General features: G+C 31.1%; 27 protein-coding genes. 8 read left to right on the top strand and 19 right to left on the bottom strand.

Annotated elements, in window-relative coordinates; all coding sequences use genetic code 11:
• The first annotated feature begins 157 nt into the window (after positions 1-157).
• Complete coding sequence (locus NLJ00_RS03490) at positions 158-2,599, top strand: ATP-binding response regulator (RefSeq protein ID WP_256636248.1); 2,442 nt, start codon at positions 158-160, stop codon at positions 2,597-2,599.
• On the opposite strand, the gene NLJ00_RS03495 is transcribed toward NLJ00_RS03490, so the two are convergent.
• From NLJ00_RS03495 to pdxA, 12 genes are all read right to left on the bottom strand, one after another.
• Complete coding sequence (locus NLJ00_RS03495) at positions 2,596-3,948, bottom strand: sigma-54-dependent transcriptional regulator (RefSeq protein ID WP_053473297.1); 1,353 nt, start codon at positions 3,946-3,948, stop codon at positions 2,596-2,598. The genes NLJ00_RS03490 and NLJ00_RS03495 overlap by 4 nt on opposite strands.
• 129 nt (positions 3,949-4,077) lie before the next feature.
• On the bottom strand, positions 4,078-4,374 hold the full coding sequence (locus tag NLJ00_RS03500) for a hypothetical protein (protein WP_053473298.1): 297 nt from the start codon (positions 4,372-4,374) through the stop codon (positions 4,078-4,080).
• 16 nt (positions 4,375-4,390) lie between these two features.
• A complete protein-coding gene (locus NLJ00_RS03505; RefSeq protein WP_053473299.1) occupies positions 4,391-4,687 on the bottom strand; it encodes a hypothetical protein in 297 nt (98 codons plus the stop codon).
• A gap of 22 nt (positions 4,688-4,709) precedes the next feature.
• The gene (locus NLJ00_RS03510; RefSeq protein ID WP_053473300.1) at positions 4,710-5,000 is read right to left on the bottom strand and encodes a hypothetical protein; all 291 of its coding nucleotides are present in this window, start codon (positions 4,998-5,000) and stop codon (positions 4,710-4,712) included.
• 27 nt (positions 5,001-5,027) lie between these two features.
• Positions 5,028-5,324, bottom strand: a complete 297-nt coding sequence (locus NLJ00_RS03515) for a hypothetical protein (protein WP_053473301.1) — start codon at positions 5,322-5,324, stop codon at positions 5,028-5,030.
• Positions 5,325-5,393: 69 nt separating this feature from the next.
• Positions 5,394-5,690, bottom strand: a complete 297-nt coding sequence (locus tag NLJ00_RS03520; protein WP_180856913.1) for a hypothetical protein — start codon at positions 5,688-5,690, stop codon at positions 5,394-5,396.
• 681 nt (positions 5,691-6,371) lie between these two features.
• Positions 6,372-7,721: an acetyl-CoA carboxylase biotin carboxylase subunit gene (gene accC, locus NLJ00_RS03525; RefSeq protein ID WP_053473303.1), complete on the bottom strand. Its 1,350-nt coding sequence runs from the start codon at positions 7,719-7,721 to the stop codon at positions 6,372-6,374.
• A gap of 110 nt (positions 7,722-7,831) precedes the next feature.
• Positions 7,832-8,320, bottom strand: a complete 489-nt coding sequence (accB, locus tag NLJ00_RS03530) for an acetyl-CoA carboxylase biotin carboxyl carrier protein (protein WP_053473304.1) — start codon at positions 8,318-8,320, stop codon at positions 7,832-7,834.
• Between the two features lie 23 nt (positions 8,321-8,343).
• Positions 8,344-9,342, bottom strand: a complete 999-nt coding sequence (locus NLJ00_RS03535; RefSeq protein ID WP_180856914.1) for a beta-ketoacyl-ACP synthase III — start codon at positions 9,340-9,342, stop codon at positions 8,344-8,346.
• Between the two features lie 172 nt (positions 9,343-9,514).
• Complete coding sequence (gene rpmF, locus NLJ00_RS03540; protein ID WP_008465217.1) at positions 9,515-9,709, bottom strand: 50S ribosomal protein L32; 195 nt, start codon at positions 9,707-9,709, stop codon at positions 9,515-9,517.
• Positions 9,710-9,718: 9 nt separating this feature from the next.
• Positions 9,719-10,261, bottom strand: a complete 543-nt coding sequence (locus NLJ00_RS03545; protein WP_053473306.1) for a YceD family protein — start codon at positions 10,259-10,261, stop codon at positions 9,719-9,721.
• Between the two features lie 105 nt (positions 10,262-10,366).
• Complete coding sequence (gene pdxA / locus NLJ00_RS03550) at positions 10,367-11,416, bottom strand: 4-hydroxythreonine-4-phosphate dehydrogenase PdxA (protein ID WP_053473307.1); 1,050 nt, start codon at positions 11,414-11,416, stop codon at positions 10,367-10,369.
• 57 nt (positions 11,417-11,473) lie between these two features.
• On the opposite strand from pdxA, the gene NLJ00_RS03555 reads away from it, so the two are divergent.
• Positions 11,474-12,064, top strand: coding sequence for a riboflavin synthase (locus NLJ00_RS03555; protein WP_256636249.1), 591 nt, complete (start codon positions 11,474-11,476; stop codon positions 12,062-12,064).
• A gap of 34 nt (positions 12,065-12,098) precedes the next feature.
• Here the strand turns inward: NLJ00_RS03555 and NLJ00_RS03560 are convergent, their stop codons facing one another.
• The gene (locus NLJ00_RS03560) at positions 12,099-12,350 is read right to left on the bottom strand and encodes a hypothetical protein (RefSeq protein WP_256636250.1); all 252 of its coding nucleotides are present in this window, start codon (positions 12,348-12,350) and stop codon (positions 12,099-12,101) included.
• A gap of 558 nt (positions 12,351-12,908) precedes the next feature.
• On the opposite strand from NLJ00_RS03560, the gene dcm reads away from it, so the two are divergent.
• A complete protein-coding gene (dcm, locus tag NLJ00_RS03565) occupies positions 12,909-13,898 on the top strand; it encodes a DNA (cytosine-5-)-methyltransferase (protein ID WP_256636251.1) in 990 nt (329 codons plus the stop codon).
• Between the two features lie 2 nt (positions 13,899-13,900).
• Here dcm and NLJ00_RS03570 read toward each other — a convergent pair whose 3' ends face one another.
• From NLJ00_RS03570 to NLJ00_RS03580, 3 genes are all read right to left on the bottom strand, one after another.
• Complete coding sequence (locus NLJ00_RS03570; protein WP_256636252.1) at positions 13,901-14,341, bottom strand: very short patch repair endonuclease; 441 nt, start codon at positions 14,339-14,341, stop codon at positions 13,901-13,903.
• A 153-nt stretch (positions 14,342-14,494) separates the two neighbouring features.
• Positions 14,495-14,899 (bottom strand): XRE family transcriptional regulator, encoded by a 405-nt coding sequence (locus NLJ00_RS03575; protein WP_256636253.1) that lies wholly within the window; start codon positions 14,897-14,899, stop codon positions 14,495-14,497.
• A gap of 98 nt (positions 14,900-14,997) precedes the next feature.
• The gene (locus NLJ00_RS03580) at positions 14,998-15,198 is read right to left on the bottom strand and encodes a hypothetical protein (protein WP_256636254.1); all 201 of its coding nucleotides are present in this window, start codon (positions 15,196-15,198) and stop codon (positions 14,998-15,000) included.
• Positions 15,199-15,332: 134 nt separating this feature from the next.
• Between NLJ00_RS03580 and NLJ00_RS03585 the strand changes: the two genes are divergently transcribed.
• Entirely contained in the window at positions 15,333-16,553 is a 1,221-nt protein-coding gene (locus tag NLJ00_RS03585) for a site-specific integrase (protein ID WP_256636255.1), read from the top strand.
• A gap of 153 nt (positions 16,554-16,706) precedes the next feature.
• On the opposite strand, the gene NLJ00_RS03590 is transcribed toward NLJ00_RS03585, so the two are convergent.
• Entirely contained in the window at positions 16,707-17,480 is a 774-nt protein-coding gene (locus tag NLJ00_RS03590; protein ID WP_256636256.1) for a hypothetical protein, read from the bottom strand.
• Positions 17,481-17,534: 54 nt separating this feature from the next.
• Here NLJ00_RS03590 and NLJ00_RS03595 point away from each other — a divergent pair, with 54 nt between their 5' ends.
• Positions 17,535-17,969: a hypothetical protein gene (locus tag NLJ00_RS03595; protein ID WP_256636257.1), complete on the top strand. Its 435-nt coding sequence runs from the start codon at positions 17,535-17,537 to the stop codon at positions 17,967-17,969.
• 17 nt (positions 17,970-17,986) lie between these two features.
• On the opposite strand, the gene NLJ00_RS03600 is transcribed toward NLJ00_RS03595, so the two are convergent.
• Positions 17,987-18,838, bottom strand: coding sequence for a hypothetical protein (locus NLJ00_RS03600; protein ID WP_256636258.1), 852 nt, complete (start codon positions 18,836-18,838; stop codon positions 17,987-17,989).
• Between the two features lie 23 nt (positions 18,839-18,861).
• On the bottom strand, positions 18,862-20,937 hold the full coding sequence (locus NLJ00_RS03605) for an ATP-binding protein (RefSeq protein ID WP_256636259.1): 2,076 nt from the start codon (positions 20,935-20,937) through the stop codon (positions 18,862-18,864).
• Between the two features lie 74 nt (positions 20,938-21,011).
• On the opposite strand from NLJ00_RS03605, the gene NLJ00_RS03610 reads away from it, so the two are divergent.
• The 3 genes from NLJ00_RS03610 to NLJ00_RS03620 are packed head-to-tail and all read left to right on the top strand — an operon-like array spanning position 21,012 to position 25,067.
• The gene (locus NLJ00_RS03610; RefSeq protein ID WP_256636260.1) at positions 21,012-22,157 is read left to right on the top strand and encodes an AAA family ATPase; all 1,146 of its coding nucleotides are present in this window, start codon (positions 21,012-21,014) and stop codon (positions 22,155-22,157) included.
• On the top strand, positions 22,154-23,155 hold the full coding sequence (locus NLJ00_RS03615; protein WP_256636261.1) for a hypothetical protein: 1,002 nt from the start codon (positions 22,154-22,156) through the stop codon (positions 23,153-23,155). Before NLJ00_RS03610 ends, NLJ00_RS03615 begins: the two co-directional genes overlap by 4 nt.
• A 4-nt stretch (positions 23,156-23,159) precedes the next feature.
• Positions 23,160-25,067 (top strand): DUF262 domain-containing protein, encoded by a 1,908-nt coding sequence (locus NLJ00_RS03620; RefSeq protein ID WP_256636262.1) that lies wholly within the window; start codon positions 23,160-23,162, stop codon positions 25,065-25,067.
• Positions 25,068-25,087: the final 20 nt, after the last annotated feature.

The following is a 25,087-nucleotide window of genomic DNA, read 5'->3' on the forward strand; positions in this document are numbered from 1 at the left end:
ACCGCAGCATTATTTATATAATCTGCGGTTATTTTATTTTTAAAACCTTTGAATTATGTAAATATTTGATTTGCATTTACTTTTCTTAAATGGAAATTTTAAATAAATTGCGGTGAATTGTAATTTTAGTAAACTTCGTAAACGCCAAATAAACACTATGGAAAGCAAAAAAAGTTATACAGCACTTAAGGTTTTATTCAGCTATGTTGCATTACTTGCTTTGGTGGTTACTGTGGGATGGTTTCTGTATTCTGAAAATGTCGTTTACAATAAACTGGAAGACAAAATTGCCCAGGAAAAAACTAAAATTCTTCGTGTAAGTAAATTGTTTTCGAATGTATATAAAACAGAAAGTTTAGCCCGAAAAACAATTCAAACCAATTCTGAAACGGATTTTAAAAGTTATCTTATCGAAACCGATTCTTTAAAAGCGAGAATTGATACTTTAAAACAAATTGTTACTACAGAATATCAGAAAGTTTTATTGGATAGTGTAACGTATTTATTGTCTGAAAAAACAGAAAATATCCGACAATTAAAAACGATAAAAAACAAAGCTGAAGATGAAGTTTCGGTCAATAATGCTATTGACGAAATTACCAAAATGGAGTTTAATCTTCGAAAACTGGAACTTCAGGATTTTACCAAAAACCCAAATGAATTAGGAAATTATCAGCGAAATGTACTGCAGAAATATGTGGATTATTTAAACCAGAATATTCCGGATGACAGCACGAACACGTTGAGTAAAAAAGCTTCTGATTCTATTTTGGCCAATTCTAAAAAACTGCTTAGCAACGTAAAAGAAAAAGCCGAAAAGAAAAAAGAAACACTGAATTTTGAGGAAAATAAATTGCTGAAAAATGAAATTGCCATTTCGGAACAGCTTCGAAAAGTACTTCGAATTATTGAAAGGGAAATTATCATCAATTCGATAAAAAACAATTCTTTAAAAGAAAAATCACTTAAAAAGGTCAACGAGATTGTAACGGCTTCGGCTATTGCGGGTTTAATTTTGACTTTGTTTTTTTCTGTTTTAATTGTGAGTGATTATTCGAAATCGCAGTTGTATAAAAAACAGCTTGAAATTGCGAATTTCAAAACCAAGAATTTATTAAAAAGCCGTGAACAGTTAATCTCAACAGTAAGTCACGATTTAAAAACACCTCTGAGTACGATTGTGGGTTATTCTGAACTTTTAGGAAATTCTGATATTAATACAAAACAATCCTATTTTATTAAAAACATCAAAAATTCATCTGAATATATTACACAGTTAGTTCAGGATTTATTGGATTTCTCCAGAATCGAAGCAGGAAAAATTACGATAGAAAAAGTTCCGTTTTATCTTCCTGAACTTATTGAAGATACAGCAAGAAATATTCAAACGGTTTACAAAGAAAAAAACATTGATTTGATTATTAATGTAGATGATAAACTGCACACAAGAGTTGTTGGAGATCCGTTTCGACTGAAACAAATTCTAACCAATATTATTGGGAACGCTTATAAATTTACAGAAGAAGGTCATATTAAAATCAGTTCGTATGTGAGCGAAAATGAAAACTTTTTTATTATTACAATTGAAGATACCGGAATTGGTATTGAAAAAGGAAATCAAAAATTAGTTTTTGAAGAGTTTGCTCAGGCAAATGAAAATATCGAAAAGAAATATGGCGGAACTGGTTTAGGTCTTTCTATCTGCCAAAAGATAATTTCGTTTATGGGCGGAAGAATAAGTCTCGAAAGCACTTTTGGTAAAGGAAGTACATTTGAAATAAAAATTCCTTTAATCCTGGATCAAAGCGAAATTACGGTTGAAGAAATAAAAAGAAACATTGCACGTAATACGACAAAACAGACTTTTGTAGTAATTGACGATGATATTAATCTGCTGAATTTAACGAGCGGCGTTTTAAGGCAGGAAGGACATCAGGTTTTATCTTTTAGCAATTCTGTAAAAGCTTTAGAAGCGATCCAGAATACTAATTTTGATTTTGTGATTACCGATATTCAAATGCCGGAAATGGACGGATTTATGTTTTTGAAAAGTCTTCGTAATTCTGAAAAAGGTATTTATAAAAATCAGCCCGTAATTGCCTTGACCGGAAGAACAGATTTAGACGCTGCCGTTTATGATGAAGCCGGTTTTACAACAGTTGTAAATAAACCGTATTCACCTAAAATATTACTGGAAACAATTCAGCATATTCTGGATCATGATACATTGCCCAAAGCTGCAATAAATGAAGTTGAAGAAACGGTTTCTTCCCAATTATATACTTTAGATACTCTAAAAGAATTTTTAGGGAATGATCAAAATGCTTTAAACGATGTATTAAAAGCTTTTATAATAAGCAGTAATGAAAATTTAGATTTGCTGGAAAATGCGATTCATGAAAAAAATGTTCCTGAAATAAATTCTATAGCGCATCGAATTGCGCCTATGTTTAGACAAATAGAATCGCGAGATATTAGCATTCTATTAAAAACACTGGAACAAAATAATCTTGAAATTGCAGATTCGAAAGATATTTTTGAAGCGCTTAAAGCAAAAACAAACAAGCTTTTTGCCGTTTTAGAACAAGAAATCGTTTAATCAATATTGTAGTGCTTTAATTTATTGTAAAGCGTTTTTCTGGTAATTTTAAGCAGTTTAGCCGCTTCCGATTTATTATTTTGTGTTCTGTTCAAAGCTTGAATAATGGCTTCTTTTTCATTATCTGATAAAGAAAAACTGCCGCTAAAACCGGCTTGTTTTTGAGATTGGAAAAATTCAATTGGCAAAACATCGCTTTCAATAAAATCGCCCTGCGTTAAAAGTGTGGCACGTTTTACACAGTTTTGTAATTCACGTAAATTTCCCGGCCAGTTGTAATTTTGGAAAATAGAAACTACTTCCGGAGAAAATCCAATGATATCTTTATTCAATTGCTGATTGGCTTTTTCAAGGAAATAATCGGCAAAAACCATTAAATCCTCGTCTCGGTCTTTTAAAGATGGAGACTGAATAGAGAATTCGTTGATTCTATGGTATAAATCTTCTCTAAAATCGCCATTTTTTACTGCCTCACGTAAATCTTCGTTTGTAGCTGTAATTATGCGGATATCGACGTTTATTTCTTTATTGCTTCCAACAGGTTTAATTTTTCTTTCCTGAAGTGCACGCAATAACTGAATTTGGTTTTCGTATGAAAGGTTTCCTATTTCATCCAGAAAAAGAGTTCCGCCGTTTGCGGCTTCAAAATATCCCATTTTGTCACTGATTGCTCCCGTAAAAGATCCTTTTAAATGTCCGAAAAATTCACTTGCTGCCAATTCTTTTGGAATGGCTCCGCAGTCGACTGCAATAAAATTGTTGTTTTTTCTATTACTTTGCTGATGAATACTTTTAGCAATAATTTCTTTTCCCGTTCCGCTTTCGCCGATGATTAAAACCGACATATCTGTTGGGCTTACCAATTGAATATGATCTAAAAGTTTTTTGGATGCAACAGAAATGCCGCGTACAAATTCATTTTCTGCAGAAACTGGTTTCTTTACCGATTTTTTTTGTTTAACCGGAGCTTCATTTTCTTCTTCAATTTCAGAAGTTTTCAATGCATTTGTAATAACCAATAAAACCTCATCTGGATTAAACGGTTTCGAAATATAATCGGCCGCACCATTTTTAATTGCTTTCACAGCGGTATTAACATCAGAATATCCCGTCATTAAAATCACAGGAATTTCAGGATGTGAATTCTTGATTTCAGACATAAGTACAATTCCGTCAGAATCAGGCAAGCGAAGATCTGTCAAAATCAAATCGAAAGATTCGTTTTTGATTGCCGATCTGGCTTCTGATGCAGAAAACGCGACGCTTACTTCGTATTGGTTTTTTACTAGAAATTTCTCTAATAATTTACAAAATGAAATATCATCTTCTATTACTAATATCTTTGACATGTGACTGGAGGGACTTTTTTGCTAAAATAATACTATTAAAGTTATAATTTCTTAAAATTATGCGAAAAAAAAAGAGATTGCACAATGCAATCTCTTTTTCACCAAAAACATAAATCTAATTTCACCTAATTATATCTTCAACCAGTTGCCATTGACATCTGAATACACAGTAGCCTTTTGGTCACCAACCGATATTTCTAATTTGTATTCTTTTTTATCATTAACATACGCTTTTTCCAGTTTTGCATTTGGATAAGCGGTTTGCAGAGCAGTCTTTACAGCTGCCGGAACAACATCTGTGCTAATTTCAGTGTATTCTGTTTGTACAGAAACCGTCGTTTTTACTTTATTTGGAGTTATCTCTGCTATTGCAGGAATTGATAAGCATCCTAAAAGAATAGCTGCTGAGATGGCTAACTTTTTCATATTGCTCTGTGTTTAATTATTTTTTAATGATATTTCCTGAAGCATCAGTAAAAAAAGTATATTTCTTACCTTCTTTTGAAATTTCAAGTTTGTACTCGTCTTTAGCATTTTTCCATGCTTTTTCCAGTTTAGAACCTACAAACGATTTTTCAATTGTAGATTTAACAGCTGCCGGTACGGCATCTGGAGCAACTTCAGTATATTCATCCTGAACATTTACTGATTTAACTACTGAATTTGATTGTAATGGAGCTGCTGCCTGAAGAGACAAACCTCCTAAAATAATCGCTGCTGATAAGATTAACTTTTTCATAATGCTTTAAGATTTAGAGTTATTATTTTTTAAGAATAGTTCCTGCGGCATCAGTATAAACGATTGATTTTTCACCTCTTACTGTAACCTCAATTTTGTATTCTTTTTTCGAATTCACATAAGCTTTGTCCAATTTTACACCTGGATAAGCTTCATCAAGAGATTTTTTAATCGCAGCCGGTACAGCGTCGACTTCTTTATAATCATCTTGGTAGTTTATTGTATTTACTGTTGTGGTGGTTAAAACAGTATTTCCTGCTTGCATTGACAACCCTCCTAACAGGATTGCTGCCGATAATATTAGCTTTTTCATAATAATAGTTTTTTTAGGGTTAATTTTTTATTTTTTTACCCAAGATCCATCGGCGTTAGCATAAAGAGAACCTACTTTGTCTCCTACTGTTACTTCTAATTTGTATTGAGAAGCACTGTTTTTGTATGCTTTATTTAGAACTGCGTCTGGATATGCTTTTTTAAGAGCATCTGTTACCGCTGCCGGTACTTCTGTTAATTTCACTTCAGTATAATCATCTTGAAATGATACTGCTTCTACGATAGTATTTGTAATTGGCGAAGTTGAAGCAAATGATGTTAAACCTCCCAAAACGATTGCGGCTGATAAAAATAAATTTTTCATGATAATTATTTTTTAATATTCGTAATTTAATCTTAGTATTTTTAATTTGGATTTTCACGGTACACGGGATTATTTTTTAATCCAGGTTCCGTCAGCATTAGCAAAAAGATTTCCTACTTTGTCGCCCACTGTTACATCCAATTTATATTCTGACTTTTCATTTTTGTAAGCTTTAGTAATTACTGCGTCAGGATAAGCTTTTTTCAAAGCTTCAGTAATTGGAGCTGGTAATTCTTCTAATTTAATTTCAACATAGTCGTCTGCAACTGAAACAACTTTTACAATAGAATTCGTTATTGGAGAAGTTGAAGCAAATGATGTTAAACCTCCTAAAACGATCGCGGCTGATAAGAATAAATTTTTCATAATGTGTATATTTTAAATAGTTAATAGTTTGTTTTACACTTTAGATAAAGAAACTATTGTGCCGAAAACCAAACATCAACCTCAAAACCTGCTTAAAGCCTATAAATAAAGGGATTACTTAAAATGTGCCAAAAATTGAAATAGTGTAAAAGTGTATACTTTGAGGCAGAAGTGTGTAAAAAGTATACACTTTTTGTGTATACTTCGCTATTATGTTTTTGTTTAAACCGGACTGAAGTCCAGCTCTACAATATAATATGTTCCTTCGGAACTTTTGAAAGAGCCTTCGGCTCGAACTATATTGTAGAGCCGGGCTTCAGTCCGGTTTAATAGATGAAATTTCTAAAAATAAAAGGCCATCGATTGACGGCTTTAAATTATTCCGGGCTATTCATTTTGAAAAACACAATTCAAATACATTAATATTTTTTTCTACCAATCAAATATTCTTATGCAATAACAAATAATATCCTTTTACTTAAACTGGACTGAAGTCCAGCTCTACAAAATAATTTGTTCCTTCGGAACTTTTAAAGCCTTCGGCTTGCATTATTGTTTGGCGGATTTTAATCCGGTTTAATGTATGGATATAAAAAAACAAACCCGACAGGTTTAAAAAACTGTAGGGTTGAAATTTGATTATAAAAAAAGCTGTCGAAAAATCGACAGCTTTTTTATTTATTATTCCTCAATAGGTTTCATTTTGAAAGTATCCATAAATGCAGTTGTATAATCTCCTGCAATATATTTTGGATCATCCATTAATTGTCTGTGGAAAGGGATTGTAGTTTTCACACCTTCGATTACAAATTCGTCAAGAGCTCTGCGCATTTTGCTGATCGCTTCTTCACGAGACTGCGCTGTTGTAATTAACTTAGCAATCATTGAATCGTAATTTGGTGGAATGCTATATCCTGAGTAAACGTGAGTATCTAAACGAACTCCGTGTCCTCCTGGCATATGAAGCGTAGTAATTTTTCCCGGTGAAGGGCGAAAATCGTTATAAGGATCTTCAGCATTAATACGACATTCGATAGCGTGTAATTCTGGTAAGTAATTTTTTCCTGAAATAGGAATTCCGGCAGCAACCATAATTTGCTCACGAATTAAATCATAATCAATTACTTGTTCAGTAATTGGGTGTTCAACCTGAATACGAGTATTCATTTCCATGAAATAGAAGTTTCTGTGTTTATCTACAAGAAATTCTACCGTTCCGGCTCCTTCGTATTTAATGAATTCAGCAGCTTTTACAGCAGCTTCTCCCATTCTTGTACGTAAGTCATCTGTCATGAAAGGCGAAGGTGTTTCTTCAGTAAGTTTTTGGTGACGACGCTGCACAGAGCAGTCTCTTTCAGAAAGGTGACACGCTTTTCCGTAAGAATCTCCAACAACCTGAATTTCGATATGACGTGGTTCTTCAATAAGTTTCTCCATGTACATTCCGTCATTTCCAAAAGCGGCAGCAGCTTCCTGACGTGCGCTTTCCCAAGCTTTTAAAAGCTCATCTTCTTTCCAGATGGCACGCATTCCTTTTCCACCACCACCAGCAGTAGCTTTCATCATAACTGGGTAACCAATTTCAGCTGCTGTTTTTTGTGCATGTTCAAAAGATTCTAACAATCCGTCTGAACCTGGCACACAAGGTACTCCTGCAGCTTTCATTGTAGCTTTTGCAGAAGCTTTATCTCCCATTCTGTCGATCATTTCAGGAGCCGCACCAATAAATTTGATTCCGTGCTCTTGACAAATTTTTGAGAATTTAGCATTCTCAGAAAGGAAACCGTATCCTGGGTGTATTGCGTCTGCATTTGTAATTTCTGCAGCAGCAATAATATTTGACATTTTTAAATACGATAAGTTACTTGGAGGAGGTCCAATACAAACCGCTTCGTCAGCAAATTTAACATGTAGACTTTCTGCATCGGCTGTAGAGTAAACTGCTACAGTTTTGATTCCCATTTCTTTACATGTACGAATTACACGAAGTGCAATTTCTCCTCTATTCGCAATTAATATTTTTTTAAACATCTTATTTTAATTAGATAATTAGACAATTTGATAATTAGATAATTTTAGATGGTTAACAAAATTTTCTTTTTGAATCCTTCTAAAATCTAAAATCTAAAATCTAAATTTATTTATGATGGATCTACTAAGAATAAAGGTTGATCAAATTCAACTGGAGACATATCGTCAACAAGAATTTTTACAATTTTACCTGAAACTTCTGATTCGATTTCGTTGAATAATTTCATTGCTTCAATTACACAAAGAACATCACCTTTTGCGATAGTGCTTCCTACTTCTGTGAAAACTGGTTTATCTGGAGATGGTTTTCTATAGAATGTTCCAATGATTGGAGATTTTATAGTAACATATTTAGAATCTGCAGCAGCCGGCGCCTGAGTTTCAGCAGCAGTATTTACAACTATTGGAGCTGTAACTTGCGGTGTAGCTTGCGGCAATGCAGCCTGAGCTGGTAATTGCTGTACATAAGTAGTCTCAGTAACATTTCCTTCTAAAGTAGTTCTAATAGTGATTTTTACATCATCCATTTCTAACTTAACTTCTGCAACTCCCGAATTTGCTACAAATTTGATTAGGTTTTGAATTTCTTTTAAATCCATAATGATTCGTTTTTAGTTTTAATTTATTTTTTATCGTAAGCCCATTTTAAGTAAATAGATCCCCATGTGAATCCACCACCAAATGCAGCAAAAATAACATTATCTCCTTTTTTAAGCTTATCTTCAAAGTCAGCTAATACTAATGGTAAAGTTCCAGAAGTAGTATTTCCATATCTTTCGATATTAACTAATACTTTTGAATCTTCTAACTCTAATCTTCCGGCTGTAGCATCAATAATACGCTTATTAGCCTGATGCGGCACTAACCAGTCAACATCCTGATTTGTTAAATTATTTCTTTTCAGAATCAATTCGCTTGCATCGGCCATATTAGTAACAGCAAATTTGAAAACTGTTTTTCCGTCTTGCATAATATTGTGCTGTCTGTTTTTTACAGTTTCTTCGCTTGGTGGAATCAAAGAACCTCCGGCAGGAATTTTAAGAAAATCGCGTCCTACACCATCACTTCTTAAATATTCATCCTGTAAACCTAAACCTTCATAATTTGGTTCAAACAATACTGCTCCAGCTCCATCACCAAAAATAATACAAGTTGCCCTGTCTGTATAATCTACAATTGATGACATTTTATCGGCACCAATTAATAATACTTTTTTATATCTTCCAGATTGTACATAAGCCGCAGCAGTAGACATTCCGTATAAGAAACTTGAACAAGCTGCCTGCAAATCGTATGCGAATGCGTTTGTAGCTCCAATGTGTGTAGCAACATAAACTCCTGTAGAAGCCACCATCATATCTGGTGTTGCAGTTGCCATTATAACCATATCAATTTCTAAAGGATCAATATTAGCTTTTGCTATTAAATCCTTTGCTGCTTGTATGGCAAGGTACGACGTTCCTTTATCAGCATCTTTAAGAATTCTTCTTTCTTTAATTCCTGTACGAGTGGTAATCCATTCGTCATTGGTATCTACCATTGTTTCCAATACTTTGTTAGAAAGTACAAAGTCTGGAACGTAGCCTCCAACAGCGGTAATTGCGGCTGTGATTGTATTCATTATATTCTATTATTTCCTTTCAAATATTATTATTTGAAAAATTTTTAAAAGACTTGAAAATTACAAAAAAAAACGAAGCGAATTTGCCTGTATTTTCTTAAAAAACGAAAATTATAACCAACAAAAAAAACTCTCACTATGTGAGAGTTCCAGTATAATTTACAAAAACGTATTAAGCAACCGCTTCAGATTTATCGATAACAACTTGCCCTCTGTAGTACATTTTACCTTCATGCCAGTAAGCTCTGTGGTATAAATGTGCCTCACCTGTAATAGGACATGTAGCGATTTGAGCTACAGTAGCTTTATAATGTGTTCTTCTCTTATCTCTTCTTGTTTTCGAGGTTTTTCTCTTAGGATGTGCCATTTTACTATATTATTTATCCGTTAATAGTTTCTTTAATTTTTCCCAACGCGGGTCAATATCTTCTTCTTTATTACTCTCTTCCTTCTGTTCTTTTACACTTAATTCATTCAATTTTGTTAAAGCTTCGGTTTGTAATGTTCCGTCTTTAACGCCAGGATGAATTCTTTTTTGAGGCACCGAAAGTGCAATCATTTCATAAATGTATTGTGACACATCTAATTCATGTTCTCCATGTGGCAAAATCAACAATTCTTCATTATCATTATTGAACTCATCTCCAAAACGAACAATTAACTTCATTTTCCCCTTAATAGGTAAATCAAAATCTTCGCCGGTTAAATCACAAGGCACATTTACTGTCCCTTTGTGTTTGAATTCTAACTCTAACATGTTGCTTTTCTTATCGAAAACCAAATTCACTTTAATATCTGAACTTTGAAACTCTTCATAGTCAAAGTCCTTAAAGAACGTGTTATTTATTTGATACTCAAAATGGTGTTTTCCCAGCTTTAACCCTATAAAAGGAATTAAAAATTCTTTTGATTTGCTCATTTCAACATCAATTTGTTTAATTCAAATACAAAACTACATATCTGAATTGGGGTGCAAAGATATAAAATTATTATAAATCTAATAATCTTATTCACCTTTTTTTGTTTATAACTGTTTTTCTTTTATTTTAAGAGGTTTTTCGCTAATCTCCTCATACTGATTACGCGAGCGAAAAATATCTAGCGCAAGGTAAACTGCTTCTTTAAACGAATTAAAATCTGCCATATCTTTTCCAGCAATATCGTATGCTGTGCCGTGATCCGGCGAAGTTCTAACCTTATTTAATCCGGCAGTATAATTAACTCCTTTTCCAAATGAAAGCGTCTTAAAAGGAATCAATCCCTGATCGTGATACGTTGCTACAATAGCATCATATTTTTCATATTGACCGCTTCCAAAAAATCCATCGGCAGAAAATGGCCCAAAAACCATAGTACCGCTGTCAAATATTTTCTTCAAAACTGGTTTTAAAATCAAATCTTCTTCTTTTCCAATAACTCCGCCGTCGCCGCTATGCGGATTTAATCCTAAAACTGCAATCTTTGGTTTTACTATACTAAAATCCTGAATAAGGGATTTTCTGATGGTTTCGATTTTTCTGGTAATTAATTCTTCTGTTAAATGAGATGAAACTTCATTTAACGGAACGTGATCTGTTAACAAACCAACTCTTAAATTATCCTGAACCATCATCATCAGTGCATTCCCTTCTAATTCCTGATCCAGATAATCGGTATGTCCAGGAAATTTAAAATCTTCTGACTGGATATTATATTTATTAATTGGTGCCGTAACTAAAACATCAATCAAACCTTCTTTTAAAGCTTTAGTAGCTGCTACAAAAGATTTTATTGCATACTCACCAATTTTTTCATTATTAGTACCTAAATTAATATCTACTCCTTCTCTCCAAAGATTCAATACATTTACTTTTCCCGGAATTACCTGTTCTAATTTATCAACACCATGAAACTGCACGGTCGAAGTAAAACTTTTTTTAACGAAAGAAAGGATTTTAGCATTTGCAAAAATAACAGGTGTACACAATTCTAACATTCGGGAATCTTCGAATGTTTTTAGTATAACTTCGCTTCCAATACCGTTTAAATCTCCAACTGAAATTCCAACAATTATATTTTCTGCTTTTTTATTCATGAGCTCAGCTTATTTATTACTAATTTTGATGTGCAAATTTAGTAAAATAAAACTACAATGTTTACAGGAATTATTGAAACCCTTGGAAGAATCCACGAAATACAAAAAGACAAAAACAATCTGCATGTTACTGTTGAGTCTTCGATCACTAACGAATTAAAAATTGACCAGAGCGTTTCGCATAACGGAATATGCCTTACGGTTGTTGCTATAAAAGATTCACACTATACAGTTACTGCTATTGAAGAAACGATTTTAAAAACCAATATTGGCGACTGGAAAGCTAATGACATTGTAAATCTAGAAAGAGGAATGAAGCTTGGCGACCGTCTTGACGGACATATTGTTCAGGGTCACGTAGACCAAACGGGAACGTGTACCAAAATTGAAGAAGCAAACGGAAGCTGGAATTATACTTTTGAATACGATCAAACTTTAAACAATATTACAATTGAAAAAGGATCGATTACCGTAAACGGAGTCAGTTTAACTGTTGTAAATTCTAAAACAAACGAATTTAGCGTTTCGATAATCCCTTATACTTTTGAAAATACCAATTTTAAAGATTTCAAAGTAGGTACTAAAATAAATTTAGAGTTTGATGTTGTTGGAAAATACATTTCAAGACTCTACGCGATTAACAAATAATCAAGAAAAATTACTGCATAAAAAAAGCTTCGATTTAAATTGAAGCTTTTTTTATTTTGTTTCGGTATATAATTGTCATTCCTAAAACGAATCCTGCTGCAATTAGATACGGTATATGATCATTAATTGGCAAACCTGGAGGCGTTATATCATCATCATCAGCTGTTCCTGACGTCCCTGATGTTTTAGCTGCTTGCGGCGGCGGTGGCGGCGTGTTGTCAGCAAAAGTAACCGACACACTCGATACAATTAAAAAAAGTGCTAATAATATATTCCTTATCTTCATAGGTTAAACGTGCTGAAATTCAATAAATAATACTAGGGGCAAATATTTTTATAGAGATACATCACAAAAATGTTATCTACACGGAAATTCTTTGGCAAAAGTATACGATTTTTACAAAAAAACAACTTTAAAATCAATAAAGTGATGTAAAAATAATATACGTAATACTGAGAGACTTAGATCTAAAAACAACAAAATTCAGATAAAAAACATCTAAAAATCTATTTATCTTTTTCATTTTCCTTACTCACAAAACATATATTAAACTCTGTATTTCAGACATTTATTGTACATAAACTCAAATTTTAAAATCAAAAGGGATTTTAAGCAAGACTTTAAAATTTCTTAAAAAACGCAGCCAGATATTTTTTTTTAAAAAACTGGCTAAATTTCAATAAGTCAGAAAGAACTGTAGTTTAAAACGCTGAAAAAATATTAAATTCTTTCTTTTTCAAATTCTAAGAACAATCAAATATTTCTGAATTAATATATTTGCATTCAATAAATTTATAAAAAAAGACCTTAAGACTTCTTTGAGTCAAAAACAGCCATTAATAAATGAAAAATAAATATACAGTTGGAAGTTTGTATGCAGGCGTAGGCGGTATATGTTTAGGTTTTGAAAAAGCTGGTTTTAATTTGAAATGGGCCAATGAATTTGACAAAAAAGCCTGCGTTACCTACAGAAACAATTTCAAACATAATCTTATTGAAGGCGATGTTATGGATCTTGACGTAACAACTATTGAAAAAGTAGACATTTTAACTGGCGGTTTTCCCTGTCAGCCTTTTTCACTTGCCGGTCACCGAAAAGGTTTTGATGACAGAAGAGGAAATCATTTTTTTAAGATTCTGGATTTCATCGATGAAATTAGACCCAAAGTGGTTTTTCTTGAAAATGTCAAAAATCTAAAAGGGCACGATAAAGGAAACACGTTAAAAGTTATAAAAAGCGAAATAAAAAAGCGCAATTATACTTTTGACAGTTCTATTTTAAATACCAAAGATTTTGGAAATACGCCGCACAACAGAGAGCGGCTTTTTATGATTGCTTTTGACAAAGACTTCTTAAACAACAAAAGTTTCAAGTTTAAATTCCCCGAAAAAGAACAATTAACGAAGTCTATTAAAGATTTAATTATTACAGAAAAAGTTTCTGATAAATTTTATTATGGCGAAGAGAAGTACATGTACAATAAACTGAAGGAAGCGGTTGTAAACAAGAATCACATCTATCAATTTAGAAGACAATATGTTAGAGAAAACAAATCTGGCTTATGCCCTACTCTAACGGCCAATATGGGAACGGGCGGACACAACGTTCCGATCATTACTACCGATTTTGGTTTTAGAAAACTGACTCCAAGAGAATGTTTTAGACTTCAGGGCTTTCCTGATGATTATAAACTGCCTGCAATTTCAAATTCAAGCTTATATAAACAAGCAGGAAATTCTGTCAGCATGCCGGTTATTCAAAGACTAGCTGAAGAAATTTTTAAGGTTATCGAAAAAGTCGAAGCAAAAGAAAAGAAGAAAGAAAAAGTATAAAATCAACTCTTTTTTTCTTCTATTTTTATTTTCGAGAATTCTATTTCTTCCCGAATTTTTGCCACACAAGTATCTAATTCTTTTTGAACTTCTTTGCTCCAAAACCGAATTACTTTCCATTTTTTAGCAATTAAAAAAGCGTTGACCTCAACATCCCGTTTCCTATTTCGTTCGATTTTAGGAATCCAATAATCACGATTTGATTTGATTCGCAATTGCTGCGTTTCCCAATCTTTACCGTGAAAAAATTCGCTGTCTATAAAAATGGCGATTTTATACTTTGCAAAAGTCAAATCCGGTTTACCGAATATTTTTTTATTATTCTTTCGATAGCGATAACCTAAATCCCACAAAGCTTTGGCAAGCCTGACTTCCTGCGTAGTTGCCGTGCTTTTTATGGCCTGCATATTTTTTCTCCGTTGTTCGGGAGTTAAATTATCCATCTGAAGATTAAATTTGTTTCTTACAGATAAAGTTAGGCATTTAAGGAATATGGAAGTTTAATTATTCTTGCGTAAAAATTTCATTTTTCACAGCTAAAAACAAAAAAGCCTCACATTTCTGTAAAGGCTTTTTGAATAAGATTGATTCCTAAATTATTTATTGATTAGCTTTTCAAGCCTTTGCATCATTTCATCTTTCTCTTTTAGCATTCTTTCATACAGACTAATTTTTTCTTCGTGAAGCTTTAAAATTTCTTGTAATGGATTAACATTATAAGTGCCACCAGAATTACCGATAAATGCTTCATCGTGAAAAATATTTGAAATAATATTAATTGCCTGCTCCTCATCAAAATTCTGAAAGGCTTCAACAGGAATCTTTAATACAGCCGAAATTTGTTTCAGCAGATTTTCTTCAATTACATCTTTTTGCTCCAGTAGAGAAATTTTCTTTTGATTCCAGTCTTCTCCCAAATCATAAGCCAATGCCTCTTGCTTTATATTAAGCATTTCTCTGAAACGTTTTACGTTTCTTCCCTGATGTATTTTTTGTTCCATAATGAATATTAATTTTTCTAAAGCCCTAAATATAAGGGCACGCGAATTAAAAATCTGATTTTCAAAGATAGAAAAATATCCTTTAAAACATTCTTTTGTCAGATATTATCGATATTTTGAAGAAGCTTCTCTTTTAAAGAATTGGAATAGATGTATATAAATCCTTTGTCGTAAGAAAACAAAAAAGCCTCTACATTTCTGTAAAGGCTTTCTATTTCTAAAGAAGTGGTCCCACCTGGGCTCGAACCAGGGACCACCTGATTATGAGTCATAATCATTCTAATTTCTTCTTTTTTCATCTATTTTCAAACATCTTATAAATCCCCATAAACAAAGGAAATATACAAAAACTAATTTTATTTCTTATCATCAAATTTCATTTTTAACCTATATTTGTGTGCAAATTGTGTGTGCAAATAAATAAAATAAAAAAATGTTTACTTACTCTAAAGATGGGATAACTGTCGCTTCATGGCTTGACAACAGAAGAAAAAATCAAAAAAATTCTTATCCAATTAAAATACGTGTAACTTATAAAAGAATAAGAAGCTACTATTCTACAGGAGTTACATTGACAGAAGAAGAATGGAAATTGCTACCTACTACTAGAAGTAAAGAATTAAGAACAGTAAAGGAAAGAATTGAAAATAGTTTTGCAATTGTAAAAAAAAGTGTTGAAACATTAGCCGAAAAAGGCGGATTCTCTTTTGATGCTTTAAACTTAAGGCTGAGTAAAGCTACGGGAGACACTGTCAACACAGCTTTTAAAGCAAAAATTTCAAATCTAAAGAAAGAGGATCGAATCGGCTCTATGGACATGTGTAGAACAGTATTAAATAATTTAGAAAAATTTAATGGGACTAATATTTCCTTTGAAACAATATCAGTTGAATGGCTTAAAAAATTTGAAAAATACTTATTAATTGACAAAAGTTATTCTACAGTAGGAATGCATATGCGAGAAATACGCACAATCATGAATGAAGCTAAAAAAGCTGGAGTAATAAAAGACACTCAATATCCTTTTGGCAAAGACAAATACGAAATAAAAACTGCTGAAGGTCAAAAAAAAGCACTAACATTACAACAAATCGGTCAAGTAGTAAAATTTTCTGACGGAAACGAAACAACTGAGCGATATCGAGATCTTTGGTTTTTTATTTATTTATGTAATGGAATAAATGTTGCTGACCTTGTAAAATTAAAATACAAAAACATCGTTGATGGCGAAATTTGTTTTATTCGACAAAAAACTGAAAAAACCACGAAGACAAGAAAAGAGATTCGAGTAACTGTTACCGAAGAGCTGAAAAACATAATAGTTAGATGGGGAAATAATCCACTTCCTGAAAATTACATTTTCCCTTATATTGACGGAAGAGAAGATGCCGAAAAACGCAAAAGAATTACCAAAGATCTGACAAAACGTATAAACATGCGAATGAAATCTATTGGTAATGAAGTAGGTGCTGGAAACATCACTACCTACACTGCGAGACATAGTTTCGCTACAGTATTGAAGAGAAGCGGAGCAAACATCGCTTACATCTCTGAAAGTTTAGGTCATAATGATTTAAAAACAACAGAAAGTTATCTAGCTAGTTTTGAAAAAGAAGAACGCCAAAAAAATGCTGAAATGTTGACTAATTTTTAACTTATAAACTTTTACAAAAAAAAATCAAAAACCTCAGCATTTTTCTTAAAACGACAATATTGCACAATAGCAACTAATCTTCATAGTACTTTGATTATGCATATAATCTGTGACGGTATACAAATTTATGATCGTTAAGGCGCAAATTTATTTTTACCAATTTAGTGTATGATAAGAATAATCTTTATATGCATGTTCTATTTGCATTTTTTTATTTATATCATGAATGCTAATTAATTCAGTCAGCGTTTTTTTTGAATCAATTTTTTTCTCTAATTCAACATTTATTTCATCACGCTGTAATTTCAACTTTTGTATTAGTTGTTTGTAAATGACTTTTTCGTCTTTTGTAAATTTAGTTGGATCATATTTTTGCTCGACAACTACTCCATAAGCATTGACCATATTTACCAAATGTTTGTTGTTAATAGCTTCTAGTTTGCTAACTGTAAACAATGCATTTTTTAATTTTAAGCGATAACTATCTAAGACTAATTTTTCTTTCGCAAGTATTTTGGGTTCCGTATAATCTTTTGTTAATCTAGTACCATTACTTTTGCTCCAATTTTGATAATACATTACATCTTCGTGTATTAAGTATACTTTCTTGTCTTTTTTCGCTTTAATTAAATAAAGTTGATCCTTATAACTATAAGCTAAAATATCAAAAATTTCAGTCGGCAATATTTCACTTAGTTTGATAGTGCCAACTTTACTAGTCGCGGTAGAATCTGAAAAAATATCCATAGCTATTCTTGGAGAATCTTTATTTTCTTCTATAAAATAATTAGTTATTAACTTATTAAAAACAAATGTCCTTGGAGTTATGTCAGCATAGTTCCATTTAATTTCCGATGGAAAGGTTTGGGATTGACATGGTTGTACTAGATTGAAAATAATTGTAAGTAATAGTAATGCTCTTCTCATATTTAGATGTTTTAGATTTGTAAAGAAGTCTATTTGCACACATAATTCACAGATATGAATGCCAACACACTTAAATTACCCACAAAAATAACTATAAATGCACATATATGTGCATTTATAGTAAAAATATTTTCTCACCAAAGTATCAATCTTTGGAGTATGGAACACAGAGGTGAAATAGTAAAAGAAGCAGTTTATAGAAGTGGTTATCCGATTACGGAACTAGCCAAAAGATTATCAAAAAGTAGAAGGTGGATTTATCTTATGTTTGAAAATGCTAATGTTTCATTAGATATTATATTACAAATAGGAAAAATTATTCATTATGATTTCAAGGATGAAATAAAGGAATTTAATTCGTACCAGAAAGCATTGAATGAGTCTGCATTTGATTACCAAAATGATGAAGCAAATCCTGACTATTGGAAAAATAAATATTTAAAACTGTTGGAAGAGTATAATGATCTCTTAAAAAAAAGAATAGACTAGAAAATTACCTAAGTTGCTTATGGAATCGACGAATCTCTTCGAGTAAATTCTTCTTTTTTTATTGAATCAACATAAATGTAAATGAATTCTCTGATACATAATTTTAAATTAGAAACTTGATTATGAAGAACTTCTGAAAGCAATAGATTCTTTTCGCCGTATAGCACGAAGTCATTTTTACCACCACTCGCAATAATAATTCCTCTATTATTTAAATTAATTGTACCAACTGAAACAAATTCGTAATGAGAAATTATGTCACGAACTGATTTTTTATTTCCTTCTGACAAAACAAAATCAAAACAAGGTGAATATTTTTCATGTAATTTTATCAGAGGTTCAGTAACTATTGGGCGATTTAATTTTTTTAAGAAAGAGCCAAGCTTTCTAAAAGAATTAAAATCTTGCATAAAATAAGTACCAATTGCTCTAGCTAAATAATCTAAACATCTTCTGTAAGCTAAAATGTAAGCCTGATACTCAAAATCAAAAATTAATGTGTTTCCGCCACCTACACCACAATTCTTGCCAATGGCATCTCTAAAATTAAATTTTTCAATTCCACTAAATAATTTACCCTCTAATTCCACAAGTTTATCAAAATGATATAACACGCATGGAAAAGCATTTTGTACATCGCCTAAAATTCTATTACTAAATTTATGATACCAAATTTCTCTTGTAGGATCATTTTTCCAATTTATCAAAAATTCTGGCTCAGGATTAGTAATGTAGTTGTGGAAGAATAAAAAAGATTGTTTGTCACCAGCAGAAAGTTTATATCCTAAAATTGATTCAATAAAATGCATACACTCCATTACCTTTAAATTTGAAGCCAATTTTTCTACTCCATGAGGTTCATTTTCCATATTATAAAAAATTATTTGATTGCTTATAATGTCAAATTCAGCTTGTCAAAAAGAATTCTATTCCTCTGTTTAGCATCATTTATAACTTTTTCAAAAGGTAAAACTTCGACATATGCCTTATAATTTGGTGTATCATAAAATTTGAAGTAACCTTTCCCATCTGCTGTTGGCATATAGCTTTCCTCTGAAAGAATATAAAGTAGTGTTTCAGTTATATCTGCTACAATATAGCAATAAAAAGGAGTGTTATTCTTTGCTTGAATTGGTCTTCCCTTTAATTTAGTGTGACCGTCAATTGTTTCTCTAATGTATCTTCTAACCTGAAAAGTTGGGTCCTTTGCAGGATCACCATAGACATAATCATTTCTCCCTGGTTTTTTAAATTCTACTATTGTAAATGACTCAAAAGGACTTTTATTTTCAGAAAACAAGGTCGCTTTTTCAAATACTTCATCTTTTTTAATTATCAAATCTATTCTTTCTCGTGAATCAGAGTTTAAAGATGGTACCTGTTTGAACAATTTATCAGATGCCAAAAGAGAATTAAAAGTAAGTCTTTCATCTAAAAGCCAAAGATTTTGCTTTTCATGAACTACAGTTTGTCCCGTTTCTCGTATTGGGAAAAACAAACTGTGAATCGTGTCTTCGTCAATAAATTTTTGATTATCATCCCATCCCAACAAATTATCTAATAGATCTATAACGGATCTTCTGTGAATTACATATCTTGCTAAGTCAGATTGACCAATTTCATTAAACTCTAAAAGAAATTTTCCGTAAAGATTTTTATATTGTTCTAACGATGTTACATCCTTCTTTTTTTCTACAATATCTAAACCATCTTCTTTCACTTTGGTTCTCCATTCGGCTTCTATTTCATATAATTTAATATCTAATTCATTCTTATTTAGACCCGCAGGGAGTTTTTCAACCTTTTCCTTATTGTTGTTTACAACAACATTGTAATTAGGAAATTCTTTAGCTATTATTGGAAGATAAATATCCAATTTTTCTTTTCTTACCTGCGCTAAAATAACACTTAATAATTCTTCAATAGTTTGTAATGTTCCTTTACGAATTTTTGCCAAAGTCATTTCTTGAGTGTCAAATTCTTCGTTGTCATCTTCAATTGAAAAATTAAAACTAGTTCTTTCTTCGTTAACATTGTTGTTTAAAAAGTCTCCAACAACAAAAACTTGATAATAAAAGCCTTCTTCGGAAGAATTCTTGATTATATTTCTAAAGTCAGAGATATATTTTGAAAGTCCTTCTTCTCGGACTGTCCGTTCATGTGCGCAGAAATGTAATTTATGACTTTTAGCAGTAAACGATTTAGAAATAAAGACAGTGAATTTATTTTCATCTATCCAAAAAAACTTTTGGAGTATCTCCTTTTCAAATTCATCATTAAATAGTTTTGTTAAATTTAGTTCGATCTCATCTTGATTTTTAATAATGATTTCAGGTTGTTTGGCTTGAATAAAATATAGCTGAAAATGAGTAATAATTTGCCTTCCGATTTCTCTTATAGCATTAGGGGTCTGCTTTATATATTCATTTTCATATTCGCATAAACTAATTTTAGTTCCTGACACCCTTTTTTCACTTTCTACATCTTCATATTGATCAAAGCCCTCCTTAGATTTTTTGTATTCAAATTTTCTATAACGGAATTTATCACCATGTAAATAAATACTATCAACAGTCAGTTTTCTAAATGCTTTTAAGCACACTAATCTTCCAATGCCTTTTCCACCAATATCTATTTTCTTTTCACTGTCAAATTCTTGAAATGAAACAAAGTTTTCATCATTTAATCCTATTCCATTATCAATTATTACAAAAGAGTTAATTGGATATTGCTCTATATCAGAAACTTGCTTCAATGTAAGTTCATCTCCGTTTCTTATTGCTTTAACAGAAATTAATCCAATAAGTGATTTCTCAATTTCTTTTTTTTCTTCAATAGCATGAATAGCATTACTGATAATTTCGAATAACGGAAGTAATGGTTTTGTTTTAGGAAGATGTAGTTTGTTAACTCTGTTCCTTAAATTTGTAGAAGATTGAGTTTGTAGCATAAAACTTATTTGTTTCAAATTTAGGATTTAAATTTAAGTATTTGATTTTAAAAAAAATAATTGATTATTTTAGCTGATAAATTTTTATTTTCATGATTGAAAAAATAACCTTCCAAGGCTATAAAGGTTTTAAAAATGTGAATGAGCTTCACATTAAACCTATGACTGTTCTTATCGGAAAAAACAGCTCTGGTAAAAGTGCCATTGCGAAATTACCAACTATTATTGAAGAGTCACTTTCAACTACTAGTAAAACTCCAATACTTCATACAATAAAAGGAATTGAACTAGGTGCTGAATTTCGTGATTTATTATATGCTAGAAATATTCAAGGAGAACTTAAATTGAAAATTGAAAACTCAGATAATGAGTCTATAGCTATTCAAATAAATAATGATCCCTTAAATAATTCTCCAGTAATTACGAGATGGAAATACTCAGCAAGTAATGGTGGAATTACCGAAATCAATACTGCAAATATAAAGGATACAATCTTTGAAGGTATTTTACCTAAAAACATAGAAGATTTAAAGTCTAAGTTTAAATTTGAGACTAACTACTTAGGTCCATTTCGATTAAACCCTCCCAGAAATTTTTATCTTCATGGTGCAACAGAATTTAAAAGAATTGGTAATAAAGGAGAAAATGCATATCAGATATTAGCAAACAGTTTTAACAACAATGATAATTTGGTAAAAGAAGTTGGAGATTGGTATTTTGATAATTTTGACGGATGGAGATTAAAACTTACCAAAAACGATCCATATTACGAGGTTAAAATTATAAAAGATAATTTTGGAACCGAGAGTGAAGTGAATATTGTTGATGTTGGGCAAGGTATGAGCCAAGCTTTGCCTATAATAGTTAAAGCTTACATGAAATCTAATCCATCTCTTGTAATAATAGAGCAACCTGAGTTACATCTTCATCCAGCGGCTCATGGGAATTTAGCCGAGTTACTTGTTACATCAATTACGGAGACAAAAAACAGATTCTTAATTGAGACTCATTCAGAAAATTTCATTCTAAGACTAAGGAGAATGGTTGCTGAAAAACGATTAGATTTAAATAATTTAGTAATATATTCTGTCGAATATGATTTGAAAGATAAGTGCAGTTTTTTAAAACGAATTAATGTAGACCAGAACGGTGAAGTAGACTATTGGCCAAAAGATATATTTAAAGAAAGTTTCGAAGAAGTAAAAGCCTTGAGAAAAGCTCAAACTGAAAATAAATGATAGTCCATATAAAATCTGATGTGTTTGGAATAGAAAGCAATTTCCAAAAATTAAATCATATGTTCGCTTTTTTTGAAGATGGGAAACATATTTTATTTCTAAACGAAGATATTTCTGCAACGGATTGGGCCAAAAGTACTAGCAAAACTACCAGAGAATTTTGTGAGGTCGAATTTAAAAATAGTATTTATTCTTCTGTTACAAAAGTTAATCTTAAAATTGATACTAAAAATGATTTAGAAAAAGATACCTATTCCGTATATGATGCTTATATTTTATTACAAAACAATTCCATAATATTTGTGGAAAATGCGACAAGTGACGGATTATTTCTTAAAAGCATAATTAATAATTTTACAGAATGCGATAGTATTAAAAATGGCTTAAAAAAGAGATGGATTGGATTGAAAGGAGTTGGAGGGAAAAATGAATTTATTAAAGAAATCAATAATGAACTTCGTAAATTTAGATATGAAGCATTACCAAGTGAAAAATATTTACGTGCAATTGTAATAATTGACAGTGATAAAAAATATCCTAGCGAAAGTTTAAGTGATATTCACACTTCAATTATAGATTACTGTGATGAAAAAAAGATAAAACACCATGTACTTGAAAAAAGAGAAATAGAGAACTACTTACCAGTTCAGGTTTTCGCTGACTTTCCACATAATCATCAAATTGTAAGTAGTTATTTAAATTTAAACAATATTCAGCAATCATTTTACGATTTTGAAAAGGGGTTTGATGGGAAAAAGATAAGTACACTAGATATAAACATACAAAATCTTTATACAGGACTATCTGAAGTAGATGAACAGCATCTTCGTGTAGGATTTAATAAATCCTTTAAAAATGGGTTTTCATCCAAAAAAGTTCTCCCATTATTATTTAAGCACTCTAGTATTTCTCGAGAAAATCTCTTAGAAAATTGTGCAATGCAAGATGACCCCGAAGAAATAATTGAAATTATTAAAAAGTTAGAACACTTACTTTAACAAAATGAGTTTAAAGAGCAAAATATACGTCAAACCTGAGAAAAGTAGGTTAATAAATCTTTTGGAAGATATTAAATCTGGAAGAATTAGAATTCCTGTTTTTCAAAGAGATTTTGTGTGGAAAAAAAATCAGAGATTGGATTTATTTGACAGTTTAAATAGCGGGTTTCCAATTGGGAGCTTGCTATTTTGGAAGCCTCAAGATTTAGTATTTAATTTCACTCCAAAAATAGGACCTTTTGAAATTAAATCAAACTCATCAAATTATTCATATGTTCTGGATGGATTTCAGCGAATTTCAACATTATTTGGAGCACTTATTAATCCTTTTACGTATGGAGAAGGTGTTGATGATAATTTTAATGATTACATAATTCATTATGATTTAAAAGAAGAGGAATTTGTATTATTAAGAAACAAAGAAGAAATTTTTCAGATACCTCTTTATAAACTTATTGATACTTTTGAATTTTTGAGTTTTTCAGAAAATTTAAGATTAAATATTTCAGATATTGAACTTAGTTCCCAATATATTAATAGCGCTAAAAGATTAGCAAATCAACTTTTGGACTATGAGATACCATATGTAGAAATAATTGGCGGAGAAATTGAAGATGCTGTAGATATATTTCACAGAGTTAACTCTAAAGGTAGCGACATATCGCCAATTTGGATGCTTAATGCATTGACATACGTTGAGGATGAGTTTAGATTTAATAATGAAATTAATGAGTTAAAAGAAAAATTAGAAAAATACAATTTTCAAGATCTACCTTCAGATATTATTTTGCATTGCATCGAAACATCAACGGGGAAAATTTATTTTGATGTAAATCTACAAACTTTGTCAAAAAGGAAAGATTTTCCTTTGCTAGTAAAAGATACTTTTAAAAATATTGAGAAAGCTGTTGAATTTCTATATAATGAAGTTAATGTATTTGATAGTAAAATTTTGCCCTATAACCTACAATTAATCTTTATTACTGAATTTTTTAGATTAAATGCTTCGCCTACCTATTTTCAACTACAAGAATTGATAAAATGGTTTTGGATTACTTCTTACGCAAATTATTTTTCAATCTATTCTTTAAGTAAACAAAGAATTGCTTTTAAGCAATTTCAAGATTTTGCTAAAGGAAACATATCAAGTTCGGTCTATAATGATGACAAAAGACAACGATTTAAAACATTAGAGTTTCCCGAAAAAATCCTTTATGGAAGTGTACGATCGAAATGTTTAGGCTTGTTTCTAATTAAATATTATTTAACCTTTAGTAATGAGAAAAATACTGACAACCAATTTAAAGATTTTGAATTCAAATATTTGATTAATAAGGGAAAAAAAGCAGAAATGGCTATTCCAGTCAATAAAAATACTTTTAATTATTCGTTGATAAATAAAAGGAATGATTTATTGTCATATTTTGACATTTTAGATAATGAACATTTTAAAGGATTTTTAATTGATCAGGAAGTGATCGATTTATATTTTGATAAGAGAATTGATGAAATGATTTTTTATAGACGAAATTTGATAATTAATTCTGAATCAAATTTTGTTGAATCATTAGGTATTGAATATTTTGGGGCTGATAATTATTATGAAGATGATATTTCAAAATTATCTATTAAAGGTCATTGTAATAAGCTAGAGTGGGATAATTTACAGAAATGTGTGTATTATGATTCTGATGATGGACCACAATTCGTAAATACCTTTTATGATGTTGATGAACTTGTATATTTCTTGGATGAACAAGTAATACAAGATGTTATAAACGAAATGCCAAGTAGTTATTTGAAAGAGAATGCTGGAATGTTTGATTATTCTGATGAAATTCGACTTTTTCTATGTGAGACATATTTTGCAGAAATGTCCAACATAGGATGGAATGTGTCAGATATAATTTAAAAATAAATACGATTTACTTT

This window comes from Flavobacterium panici (assembly GCF_024499525.1).
Classification (GTDB): Bacteria; Bacteroidota; Bacteroidia; order Flavobacteriales; family Flavobacteriaceae; genus Flavobacterium; species Flavobacterium panici.

Bases quoted from the DNA above. Each gene is read 5' to 3' on its own strand.
- NLJ00_RS03490 (WP_256636248.1), top strand. From the start codon at position 158: ATGGAAAGCAAAAAAAGTTATACAGCACTTAAGGTTTTATTCAGCTAT.
- NLJ00_RS03495 (WP_053473297.1), bottom strand. From the start codon at position 3,948: ATGTCAAAGATATTAGTAATAGAAGATGATATTTCATTTTGTAAATTA.
- NLJ00_RS03500 (WP_053473298.1), bottom strand. From the start codon at position 4,374: ATGAAAAAGTTAGCCATCTCAGCAGCTATTCTTTTAGGATGCTTATCA.
- NLJ00_RS03505 (WP_053473299.1), bottom strand. From the start codon at position 4,687: ATGAAAAAGTTAATCTTATCAGCAGCGATTATTTTAGGAGGTTTGTCT.
- NLJ00_RS03510 (WP_053473300.1), bottom strand. From the start codon at position 5,000: ATGAAAAAGCTAATATTATCGGCAGCAATCCTGTTAGGAGGGTTGTCA.
- NLJ00_RS03515 (WP_053473301.1), bottom strand. From the start codon at position 5,324: ATGAAAAATTTATTTTTATCAGCCGCAATCGTTTTGGGAGGTTTAACA.
- NLJ00_RS03520 (WP_180856913.1), bottom strand. From the start codon at position 5,690: ATGAAAAATTTATTCTTATCAGCCGCGATCGTTTTAGGAGGTTTAACA.
- accC (WP_053473303.1), bottom strand. From the start codon at position 7,721: ATGTTTAAAAAAATATTAATTGCGAATAGAGGAGAAATTGCACTTCGT.
- accB (WP_053473304.1), bottom strand. From the start codon at position 8,320: ATGGATTTAAAAGAAATTCAAAACCTAATCAAATTTGTAGCAAATTCG.
- NLJ00_RS03535 (WP_180856914.1), bottom strand. From the start codon at position 9,342: ATGAATACAATCACAGCCGCAATTACCGCTGTTGGAGGCTACGTTCCA.
- rpmF (WP_008465217.1), bottom strand. From the start codon at position 9,709: ATGGCACATCCTAAGAGAAAAACCTCGAAAACAAGAAGAGATAAGAGA.
- NLJ00_RS03545 (WP_053473306.1), bottom strand. From the start codon at position 10,261: ATGAGCAAATCAAAAGAATTTTTAATTCCTTTTATAGGGTTAAAGCTG.
- pdxA (WP_053473307.1), bottom strand. From the start codon at position 11,416: ATGAATAAAAAAGCAGAAAATATAATTGTTGGAATTTCAGTTGGAGAT.
- NLJ00_RS03555 (WP_256636249.1), top strand. From the start codon at position 11,474: ATGTTTACAGGAATTATTGAAACCCTTGGAAGAATCCACGAAATACAA.
- NLJ00_RS03560 (WP_256636250.1), bottom strand. From the start codon at position 12,350: ATGAAGATAAGGAATATATTATTAGCACTTTTTTTAATTGTATCGAGT.
- dcm (WP_256636251.1), top strand. From the start codon at position 12,909: ATGAAAAATAAATATACAGTTGGAAGTTTGTATGCAGGCGTAGGCGGT.
- NLJ00_RS03570 (WP_256636252.1), bottom strand. From the start codon at position 14,341: ATGGATAATTTAACTCCCGAACAACGGAGAAAAAATATGCAGGCCATA.
- NLJ00_RS03575 (WP_256636253.1), bottom strand. From the start codon at position 14,899: ATGGAACAAAAAATACATCAGGGAAGAAACGTAAAACGTTTCAGAGAA.
- NLJ00_RS03580 (WP_256636254.1), bottom strand. From the start codon at position 15,198: ATGAAAAAAGAAGAAATTAGAATGATTATGACTCATAATCAGGTGGTC.
- NLJ00_RS03585 (WP_256636255.1), top strand. From the start codon at position 15,333: ATGTTTACTTACTCTAAAGATGGGATAACTGTCGCTTCATGGCTTGAC.
- NLJ00_RS03590 (WP_256636256.1), bottom strand. From the start codon at position 17,480: ATGAGAAGAGCATTACTATTACTTACAATTATTTTCAATCTAGTACAA.
- NLJ00_RS03595 (WP_256636257.1), top strand. From the start codon at position 17,535: ATGAATGCCAACACACTTAAATTACCCACAAAAATAACTATAAATGCA.
- NLJ00_RS03600 (WP_256636258.1), bottom strand. From the start codon at position 18,838: ATGGAAAATGAACCTCATGGAGTAGAAAAATTGGCTTCAAATTTAAAG.
- NLJ00_RS03610 (WP_256636260.1), top strand. From the start codon at position 21,012: ATGATTGAAAAAATAACCTTCCAAGGCTATAAAGGTTTTAAAAATGTG.
- NLJ00_RS03615 (WP_256636261.1), top strand. From the start codon at position 22,154: ATGATAGTCCATATAAAATCTGATGTGTTTGGAATAGAAAGCAATTTC.
- NLJ00_RS03620 (WP_256636262.1), top strand. From the start codon at position 23,160: ATGAGTTTAAAGAGCAAAATATACGTCAAACCTGAGAAAAGTAGGTTA.